Genomic DNA, 11,498 nt, shown 5'->3' with positions numbered 1-11,498 from the left:
AAGAGCAGAAAACGAAAAAGTAAGAGCAGAAAACGAAAAAGTAAGAACAGAAAACGAAAAAGCAAGAGCAGAAAACGAAAAAGCAAAAATCGAGAGTGATAAAAGTATGGAAGATCTCAAAAAAACATTGAAAGAATTGACAGAAAAAAGTGAGAAAGGTTTGGATAGATTAGAAAAAGAAGGAGAAAAAACCGCTTCTACTCTCAGATCTTTAGGATTTACCATAGGAGTATCAACCGAAGAACTTTTTCTTAATTCCATTGAAAAAACCATGGAAATAAATGGAATAAAATACTATGAAATAACAAAAAATTACATTGTCTGCTCTAAAAACGGAAAACAATTAGCAGAAATTGATGCTCTCCTCTTCAATAAAAAATACATCTGCGTGATAGAAATCAAACACCGAGCAACAAAAGAAGACATAACAAAACTAATAGAAAAAACAATCCCCACCTTTCAGACAGAAGAAACAAAATACCAAAAATATGAGATTATCCCCGCACTCGCTGCAATGAGTTTTGACAAAGATGTAATACCCAAAGCCAAAAAACTCAATACCACTCTCCTCAAATACAGAGGCGAACATTTTCAAGTAGTACATTAAAAAACAAGTTACTATAAAAAAATACAGAAATAAATACCACAAAACAAAAGAACACAATGAACATAGAGCAAATCAAAGAATTAAAAAGCCGAGTAATGGCTTTAAGAGATTATCTTTAGCTACACAAAGATAAAAACCGAAATAATAGAAGAAGAAAAAATAACCCTTGCACATAATTTTTGGGATAACCCATCCGATGCAGAAAAAATAATAAAAAACATCCAAAAAAAAAAATTTTGGATAGAACAATACGAAGCACTTTTAGAGCAGTTTGAAGAACTCGAAATATCATACCAACTCCACCAAAGTAATGAAATGAACATTACAGAATTGGATACCCTATATACTACATTTTGCAACAATATAGAATCTTTTGAATTCAAAAAAATGCTCGGAAAAGAAGAAGATTCTCTATCCGCTTATGTAGAAATAAACTCAGGAGCAGGAGGAACAGAAAGCCAAGATTGGGCTGAAATGCTCATGAGAATGTATATTATGTGGGGAGAAAGCAAAAAATTCAAAGTGAGAGAAGAAAACTACCAAGCAGGAGAAGTAGCAGGAATAAAATCTGCTACCTTAGAAATCACAGGACAATTTGCTTACGGATATCTCAAATCAGAAATAGGAGTGCATAGATTAGTCCGAATATCTCCATTCGCCTCCAATGACCAACGCCATACATCCTTCGCATCTGTTTTTGTATACCCCGTAGTAGATGATTCCATAAATATTCAAATAAACCCTGCAGACATAGAAATGCAGACCTCTCGCTCAGGTGGAGCAGGCGGACAAAATGTGAACAAAGTAGAAACAAAAGTCCAACTTACTCACATACCAACAGGAATAGTCATCGTTTGCCAAGTAGAAAGATCCCAATACGCAAACAGAGAAAGAGCAATGAAAATGCTCAAATCCAAACTCTATCAATTGGAAGTAGAAAAGAAAAACACTACTCGAGATAAATTAGAATCCACAAAAATGAAAATTAACTTCGGCTCACAAATACGAAGCTACGTTCTACACCCCTATAAACTTATAAAAGATGTCCGAACAGGCGTAGAAAGAACCGATGTGCAAAATGTCCTCAATGGAGACCTCGACGAATACATGAAAGCATTCCTCATAGGAAAAAAAAGAGACATTTCAAAAGAGACACCAGAAGAAGAAACATAAAAAAAATAGATCCAATGAAACTTGCCCACGATTTCAAACATGGGTTTTTTAAGAGTGTTAAATATAGATAGGAATATCTTTTAAAATTCATCATAAAGCATACTTTCATTGAAATCCCAAGCAATTCTTAATGTATATCAACCATCATAATTGATTTTTTCTCGGAATTAATTCGAAAAAAACATATTCTGCTAATACATAAAAGCAGGAAAATAGAATAATCTCTTTATGCAAAGAACTATATTTCAAAAATAATCAAAACCAAAAAAATAATAGGTTATATTTTTTTGGTTTTGATACTTTTATAAAAGAATTTTTATCTTTACCAGATGAATATAAAGAAATAAAAAAACAATATTTTCACAATATAATAACAATAAATATAAAAAAACAGGACTTAAAAAAAATTATGCTCATTAACCGCAGGTATGGGAAGACGTAGTATCAATAAGGAAAATGGGAGGATCACTTATAAATAGTGAAACAAATAACAATGCAAAAAAGGAAGAAGAGAAAAAGCAAACAGCAATAGTGTATGTATTTGCTCTGTTTTTGTTTAGGGGTATCTCTACACAAACTTATAGAATTTTTGATAAAAAAATGCTTATACAATTTATTAATAGCCAAAATAAACAAGAAAGAAAGATGAAAAAAATAGGAATTATTTACATAGCGATGATACTTTTGATAGTATCAAAGAGAGAGAACATACCTACAATAGATACAGGCATCTCTCATTTTTATGCACAAAAAAAGGGAGATTCTAAATTAGATGGGATAGCAGAGTTTATGAAATTTCATCAAAGTATTAGAACCCCCGAAGGGGAGACAAAAAATGGTTATCCTTATGGATACCAGATGAAAGAATTACAAAAAGCAGAAAAATATCTTGCCCAACAGAGGGTTTCCTCTACTAATTTTTCTTGGGTAAATAGAGGACCTTATAATGTACCAGGGAGAACGAGAACTATGTTAGTTATGCCTCAAGATGCATCAGGAAGCACATGGATAGTAGGGGCTGTAGGCGGGGGAATATGGAAAACAACAAATAAAGGGGTTAATTGGACGAATCTTACTCCCAATATTCCGAATCTTGCTATTTCTTCTTTATCTATTTCTGCTTCCAATGCGGACATTATTTATGCAGGCACGGGAGAAGAATCTTTTGGAGGATTAGGAGGTATTAGAGGAGATGGTATATTAAAAAGTTCGAATGCAGGAACTACATGGACCCTGTTATCTTCTACCGCAAATGAAAACTTTGGCTCCGTAAGTCGTGTTATTGTAGATCCCACCAATACCAATATCGCTCTTGCTTCTACCACAAAAGGTGTTTTCAAAACTACTGACGGAGGAAATTCTTGGATACAAACCCTTGCAAAATATAATGCAGACCAAATAGTGTATAGTCCCGGTAATTTTTCTATTCAATACACCACTGTAAAGAGTGATGGTATTTATAAGTCCGTAAACGCAGGAGATACATGGACTCACTATTCCCCAGGAATGATTCCAACGGGCAGAATAGAAATGGCAATATCACCTGTAAACCCTCAAAAAATATTTGCAGCAGTATTGGGAAACCAAACAAAAATAAACAGTACCAGTACGCAGTCTACAGGTGAGGATTTATATTTTTCCACTGATGCAGGAGAAACATGGAGGTTAGCAACGAGTGTTCAAACTATCCCTTTTTTAGGGGGCCAAGGATGGTATGATAACTCTGTGACAGCACATCCATTTGATGAAAATACTGTGTATGTAGCGGGTGTAAGTAGTTTTAAATTTACCATTACCCCCGAGGCAAGTTCTCCAAAAACTGTCTTTCAGATGAGAATAACAAAGGCAAATCCGAACGATTATGATTTTGTTGATTTTGTAAGTACCTCTGGTAATGTACTAGCAGGTGTATCTTTAGGCACAAATGCACCTTCTTATATAAATGTAGAGATACGAATTGGAAGGACATTGAGGCAAAAAGCCCATAGATTTACCGTCGGAAACAGAGGTTCGGGAGTTCCCGCAGCAAATTACACTTATAGAGATTATATAGAAGTGCCTTTTCAAGTATGGGATACAGAAAATAACAGACAGCTTATGATTTCTTTTAGAGACCAGCAAGATGATGGAAAATTTAATCTCTTGCCTCTGAATACCACTACTGATTTTTTAGAAAATAGCCGAGAATACTTGTATATTCATAATATAGAATATAGAGACATAGCAAACCTTTCTATTTCTACAAATGGCGGGCAAGAAAACGCACTGTATTTAAATATATGGATGGTATTAGCAGAAAATCAAGAATGGAACGAAAATACCCTTCCCGAATTTACAATATCCCTTCAAAAAAAAAAACAATATGCAGCATCATATAGAACAACAGTTATAGCCGATGGCTACGGTCAATTCTCCACACTATCGGGAGGAGTAGTAATAAATCTCAATAAATATATTCACGTAGATCATCACAGTTTAACTATATCTAATAAAAATACAACAGATAAGACCTTTCGCTTAATAGATACAAATGATGGAGGAATTTTTTATACATCTCTTTCTACAAAGCCAGGAGAGCTGAACGGGGATTGGACAAACGCAGGGTATGGTTATGTAACAGGGCAATTTTATGGGGTTGATAAAAAACCAGGAAAAAATAATTTCAATTTTATTGGAGGATTACAAGATAATAATACGGTTCTGTATAACAACTCTCTTCCCGCAACAGATACCACCAAGTACACTGCAAAAATAGGAGGTGATGGCTTTCAAACTGTTTGGAATTATGCAAATGCAAATGAAATGATAGGCGGTTTTCAATTTAATGGCTTTGGAAAATCAAAAGACGGAGGCAAAACGTTTTACTCCGCTATAGCAGGTATGACTCCCGAAGAAACCGATGGAAAACTTTACCCATTTTATTCAAAATTAGAAAATATAAAAAGTAATCCTCATACTCTCTATACCGTAAGTACAGAAGGAGTATACAGATCTGATAATTTTGGAGATAGTTGGAAATTGAACCCTATTAATACAATATATTGGCAGAATGGTTTTGGTTCTTTTATGGATGTCTGTATTTCTCAAGCAAATCCTTCTATAGTATGGGCAGGAGGAAGAATGTCTTCCTCGGCAAGATTATTTGTATCAAAAAACGGAGGATACACCTTTGATACCATACCAAACTATTCCATAGATAAAACACTCCGCGGAAGTTTTTCAGGAATTGCTACCCATCCTACAGAAGATTCTACCGCATACTTACTCTTTTCTTTCGCAAAAAAATCAAAAATAATCCGAACTAAAAACTTAGGAAAAACATGGGAAGACATCTCCCGATTCTCTAACGGATCATCCCAATCAGGATTCCCGGATATTGCTGTTTACTCTCTTCTTGTTTTGAAAAACTCTACAGGCAATGAAACTATTTTAGCAGGAACTGAAGTAGGTATTTTTGAAACACAAAATGATGGTGTTTTATGGACCATAACCCCTAACTTCCCAAGAGTATCTGTTTTTGAAATAAAATTAGTAGACGACCAAATAGTCCTTGCTACCCACGGAAGAGGTATATGGACAGCTGCTTACTCTGAAGTACCCACTGTTACTTTTGTCCCAAAAATAACAGGAGTAGGTATGAACCCAAGTGGAAAAATAGCAGGAAGCATTTCTTTTCTCTCCGATTTTGACTCTACCGATGTTTTTGTCAAAGGAAAAAAAATTGCAAAAATAGGAAATACACCTGCAAATAGCACCAAAGCATTCTCTTTTCAATACCTATCCCTTTTAGATAAAGATACTTTCTTCCTCTATGCCACCAGCTATAAACAAGGAAAACCATACAAGGCACTTCCTTATAAAACTATATACCAAAAAAACGCAACCATCCTTACCTACATAACAGAATACGAAAATGATTTTAACAATCCTACCAAATGGAACGACTTTCTCGGTGATTTTGAAGTAAAAACAGTATACCCTTTCGCTAACCCTGCAATACATTCCCCACACCCATATACAGACGGGTATATACAATATACACATACCCTCAAATACCCCCTTATTGTTTCCAACGGACTCAGTATTTTCTATAAAAATATAGCTATTATAGAAGGATGTGTAGATTCTATCGCTTACGATGATCCTGACTTTTGTGATTATGTCATAGTAGAAGGAACAAAAGATGGAGTCACATGGAAACCACTCCTAAAAGGATATAATTCCCTTGCCCATAATGAATGGAAAGAAATCATGCAGACATGGAAAGATCCAGAAACAGGAGAACAAAGGCAAGGATCCATTCCCGACGTAAATACATGGAAAATAACATCAATTGTTATTCAACCTACTTTTAATCCAGGAGATACTATCTTACTCAGACTCCGAATCCATTCCGACCAATATTCATACGGATGGGGATGGACTATAGATGATATCACTATAAACACAAGACAAACTCCCATACTTCATACAACCTCTTTCACAAATACTCTTTCCATTTACCCTAACCCTACAACCGATTACATCATCATCAAAAGCCCCCTCAAAATAAAAGGATATAGTATATACAACACCTCGGGTCAATTAATATTACATAATCCCCAATGGAATCTTAACAATAGAGAAGCAAGTATTGATATAAAAAAACTAAAACAAGGAAATTATACCCTCATACTGTTCGATGAATACAATACGATTCTGAAAACAGAAAAAATCATAAAAAAATAATGGTAGGCAATGGTAAAAAACAAAACCTTAAAAAATTGCCGAAAAACGGAACAGACGAATGACCATCAACAAACTCATTTTAGGGGATAATTTAGAAATAATGAGAAAAATGGACAGCGATTCCATAGATTTAATATATCTTGACCCACCATTTTTTAGCAATAAAAATTACGAAGTGCTTTGGGGAGACGAAGGTGAAATTCGCAGCTTTCAAGATAGATGGTCCGGAGGTATTGAACATTACATCATGTGGCTCAAAGAAAGAGTTATGGAAATGCACCGAATATTAAAACCCACAGGTTCTATTTATTTACATTGTGATTGGCACGCAGATGCTTATATTAGAGTTTTTATATTAGATAAAATTTTTGGTGAAAATAATTTTAGAAATGAAATTATCTGGAGTTATCAAGGAACAGGTGAACCAAAGAATTTTTTTAAAAAAAAGCATGATAATATTTATTTTTATTCAAAATCAAATAAATATTTTTTCAGTGATTCAGATACAAAAGAAGATATAAGTGATTTTTCAAAAACGAAATTTAGTAAAGAAGACGAAAAAGGTAAATATAAAGAAATAAAACATCCAGATGGTTCTGTTTATAAGCAATATGTAAGAGAAAATATGAGAATGCGTGATGTTTGGGAAATTCCATTAATAAATGTAATGGCAAAAGAAAGAATCGGTTATCCAACTCAAAAGCCCGAAGCACTTTTAGAACGGATAATAAAAGCAAGTTCTCATGAAGGACATGTAATCCTTGATCCATTTGTTGGCGGAGGAACCTCCATAGCAGTTGCAGACAAATTGAATAGAAATTGGATAGGCATAGACCAAAGTGTGCAAGCCATTAAAGTAACAGAGTTTCGTTTGAACAAGCAACAAAGTTTATTTTCCAAACCATTTACGGTGCAGTTACACAAGTATGATTACGACACATTGCGTTACAAAGATGCTTTTGAATTTGAAACGTGGATAGTTGGGCATTTTGGAGGATTATCTAACTCAAGACAACGAGGAGATTTAGGACTTGACGGCAGGACACGAGAAAACCAACCTATCCAAGTGAAACGGAGCGACAACATTGGACGAAACGTAATAGACAATTTTAAATCGGCTTGCGAAAGATACGACAAAACGAGTTACGAAAAAAATAAGTCAGAAAATAAACCCTTGGGTTTTATTATTGCGTTTTCATTTGGCAAGGGTGCGATTCAGGAAGTAGCAAGGTTAAAAGTAGAAGAACAAGTAACCATTGAATTGATAACAGTAGAAAGCATAGTTCCCATAGCAAAAAAACCGACTTTGCAAGTAGAAATGCAAGATTTAGGAAAAGTAAAAGAGTTACGACAAATAGAATTTATAGCCACAGGGAAAAGCGATGCGGGGATTGAATTTTATGCATGGGACTTTACCTACAAAGAACCAAATTTTGTGCCTGAAATTTTACTTGACAAGACGGGCAAACAAACCTATTTGTTCAAAGCTGGTGAGCATACAATTGCAGTGAAAGTGGTTGATAACGAAGGACTTGAAAACACAGAAATTATCAAGTTAAAAATAAATGGTGAAGTCAACCGAAACTAAAAGATTTTAGTAAATTTGAAACGAAATGCGAACTTAAAGATGATAAAATCTTAGGAGATTTATCAACACTTATGGATTTAAAATCCAGAGTTATTGTAAATTCGGAACTATTGAATGAAATGACGATATTTGAGTAAAAATCCTTTGAGCAACTGAATATTATATCAAATGCCACGAACCTTTCAGAAAAATCACTTTTTATCCACTTGTAGTTTTGTAAATAATTGATTATCAATAGTTTTAAAACTCAATATTTTAATAAAAAGAACTTTTCGGGGTGAGATCAATTTTAATAGCAATGCAAAAATGTAATTTTATTAATGCTATGAGACATTTTCTCATAAAAGAAGAAGTAAAAGATATGTTTACTATACTTGAACGAAAAAGATCTTTGTTTACTCTCTTCTCTAAAGAAGAAAATCCTATGGCAATCCTTATAGTTTTCCACAAACATATTATTATTAAAAACAAATACAATAAATAACCCATTAAACAAAAATGAAAAAAAATAAAATAACATTAGCAGTATTAGCAATACTATTAGCAAGTAGTAATATACAGAGTAATGCTCAAAACTATATAGACTCCAATAATAACGGTCTCATAGAAGTTTATTATATAGAGCAGTTAGATTCCATGAGATATAATTCTACGGGAACATGTAGCGGGAGTATTTGTAATGGTTATGAACTGATGCGCAATTTAGATTTTAGAAATTCTACTTCGTATAGAAACTATGAAAGTTATATAAGCAGAACTAATGATTCTTCTTTTTATAGAATGAATAGAGGATGGAATCCTATTGGAACGGGTATTGTTCTTGCGGATGATGTGGAAGGAAATAATACATATAATGCTCTTTTTGAAGGGAATACTTATACCATAGATAATCTGTATATAAATAGAAGTAGTGATGATATTGTAGGTCTTTTTGGATATGTAGATACCAGTTGTATTATCAGAAACATAGGACTCAGAAATGTTTCTGTCTCTGGTAATAATTATGTCGGCGGATTGGTAGCACTTAATAGTGTTGGAATAATAAGTGAAAGCTACGCTATGGGATATGTCTCTGGTATTGATGGTGTGGGCGTATTAGTGGGATATAATAATGGACAAATACATCTAAGCTATGCTACAGGATTTGTCTCAGGTAGTAAATATACCGGAGGATTAGTGGGGTATAATATTGGAACAATAAATCAAAGTTATGCCACAGCATCTGTCTTTGGTACTACATCTTCTATTGGTGGATTAGTGGGAGATAATCACATGGGGAGAATAAGCCAAAGCTACGCTACAGGATCTGTCTCTGGTAAGAGTATTTATGGTCTTGGTGGATTAGTGGGATATAGTAATGGTGGATTAATAGCCGAAAGCTACGCTACAGGATCTGTCTCTGGTACGGGTGATTCTCGTTTTATTGGTGGATTAGTGGGATATGTTTTTAATGGAATGGACACTGGTGGGGAAACAATCGTAACAAGAATAAGTCAATGCTATGCTACGGGATCTGTCTCAGGTTATTCTAATGTGGGAGGATTGATAGGATCTAATTGGGATGGAGGAAATAATATTTATGTGCCAATCTTTAATATAATAGTCCGTGGAGTAATAAACCAATCCTATGCTACGGGATCTGTCTCGGGCTATTCTAATGTGGGAGGATTGATAGGGTATAATAACGGATATGTACACCATGGCTATTGGAATAAAAATGCTATACAAACAGTGGAAGGAAACCCAAGGAGTAGTAATGACAAAGTAGAAATAGGTAAAATAGGAACAAATAGTGCAATTTATTATATAAGCGGTCTCACTCTTGCTGCTCTGCAGAGTCCTACGGGATTAGGAACAGATAGCATACAAGAATTAGGACCGGGTTTTACATACAGACAAGGGTTCTTCCCTGTGCTTCATAGAGGAGCTAGAATAACCATAAATAATACCTCATTTACTCAGACAACACCCAGTATTACGAATATAGGAACGAATAATGTGATAACAAATATTATGCAAGGAACTGTATCTACCCGTGCTACTCTCAATCTAGATGGAATACATTTTACCGCCAATATTATAGAACCTACCAATATAACAAGCAATGATTTTCTTACAGAGACCGTAGATGGAACAGGGAGTGGTATAATAGGCAAGTATCATATAACCGTAAACTTTACATATCCTGGGATTAAAAGGTATGATGATGCACCTTTTAGATTAGAAGCAACAACTCTTGAAGGGATCCCCGTTTTATTTTCTTCTGCTTCTACTTTGATAAATATTAATAATAATACGGTTACTATAAATGGATCCGGAACAGTGAATATTACTGCGTATACTGAAAATGATACTCTTTTTGGTTTTACTAATCAAATACTTACCATACACAGAGCAGCTCATGGTATCTCTTTTGGAGCATTAAACACGAGAACTTTTGGAAATGCTCCTTTTGTTTTACAAGCAACACATTCTACAAGTTTACCTGTTGTATTCTCAGCTTCTAATACTCTTATAAGTATCAGCAGAGATACAGCTCTAATAAAAGGAGCAGGAACAGTAAATATTACTGCGTACCGTGAAGATGACATTGCCTTTGATTTTATTACTCAAATACTTACTATACACAGAGCAAATCAGAGTGTATCTTTTAAAGCACTAAGCACGAAAACTTTTGGAAATGCACCTTTTGTTTTACAAGCAACATCTTCTGCCGATTTACCTATTATATTTTTGACTTCCAATACTTTAGTAAGTATTCGTGATAATACAGTGAGTATAAACGGAGTGGGAATGGTCAACATTACTGCTTATCAAGTAGGAAATGAAAATTATTTACAGGCGTATGAAATACAAACACTCACTATAAGGGAACCAAATGATCCTCGTAAAATAAACCCCTCTCTTACTTTTACCGCTATTCCTACTCTTACCATAGCACAAAAGTATGTATTGACAGCCATTTCCAACAGCCATGGAGTAATAACTTTTATTTCCAGTGATGATAAAATAGTAACTGTAAAAGGAAATACTATCACCGCAGCAAGAACTGGAACAGCTTTCATTATAGCAAGTCAAGAAGCAAATATAGAGTTTAATTCTGCTATTGCTCAACAAACAGTCACAGTAGTAGATATTCGTTACATTAATCCTCTTACTTTCATAGAAAGAAAAAAACCTGCTACAAGTATTTATCCCAATCCTGCAAATGATTACATTACTATTCAAACAGATAAAAATCAAAAAATTTCATCTGTGAAAGTATATGATATAGCAGGTCGGATTTATGAGTTAAAAGTTAAAAGTTATGAATTAGATATAAAAACATTACCGAAAGGAGAATATATTATTATAATATATGGAGAAAAAGGAGAGGTTCTGAAAACAGAAAAAATAATGAAA

At 34.1% G+C, this 11,498-nt stretch carries 6 protein-coding genes; all 6 read left to right on the top strand.

Features of this window, described 5'->3' with window-relative positions; genetic code table 11:
- Positions 1-607: hypothetical protein (locus QM536_01845; protein MDI9355752.1), on the top strand; the 607-nt coding region annotated here is incomplete at its 5' end.
- 56 nt (positions 608-663) lie between these two features.
- Positions 664-1,780 (top strand): peptide chain release factor 2 gene (gene prfB / locus QM536_01840; GenBank protein ID MDI9355751.1). Its coding sequence is split into 2 segments (ribosomal slippage): positions 664-723 and positions 725-1,780, totalling 1,116 coding nucleotides; the frame shifts between segments, so codons are not numbered across the junction.
- Between the two features lie 456 nt (positions 1,781-2,236).
- Positions 2,237-6,508, top strand: coding sequence for a T9SS type A sorting domain-containing protein (locus tag QM536_01835; protein MDI9355750.1), 4,272 nt, complete (start codon positions 2,237-2,239; stop codon positions 6,506-6,508).
- 58 nt (positions 6,509-6,566) lie between these two features.
- Positions 6,567-8,096, top strand: coding sequence for a site-specific DNA-methyltransferase (locus QM536_01830; protein MDI9355749.1), 1,530 nt, complete (start codon positions 6,567-6,569; stop codon positions 8,094-8,096).
- A 325-nt stretch (positions 8,097-8,421) separates the two neighbouring features.
- Positions 8,422-8,580: a hypothetical protein gene (locus QM536_01825; GenBank protein ID MDI9355748.1), complete on the top strand. Its 159-nt coding sequence runs from the start codon at positions 8,422-8,424 to the stop codon at positions 8,578-8,580.
- Positions 8,581-8,594: 14 nt separating this feature from the next.
- Positions 8,595-11,498, top strand: a 2,904-nt coding sequence (locus QM536_01820; GenBank protein ID MDI9355747.1) for a T9SS type A sorting domain-containing protein, incomplete at its 3' end; no start/stop codon positions are given.

It is taken from the genome of Chitinophagaceae bacterium (assembly GCA_030053935.1).
In the GTDB taxonomy this organism is placed as follows: Bacteria; Bacteroidota; Bacteroidia; order Cytophagales; family JASGCU01; genus JASGCU01.
Note: the sequence above shows the minus strand (reverse complement) of the source record. Positions and strands in the feature narration are given on the sequence as shown.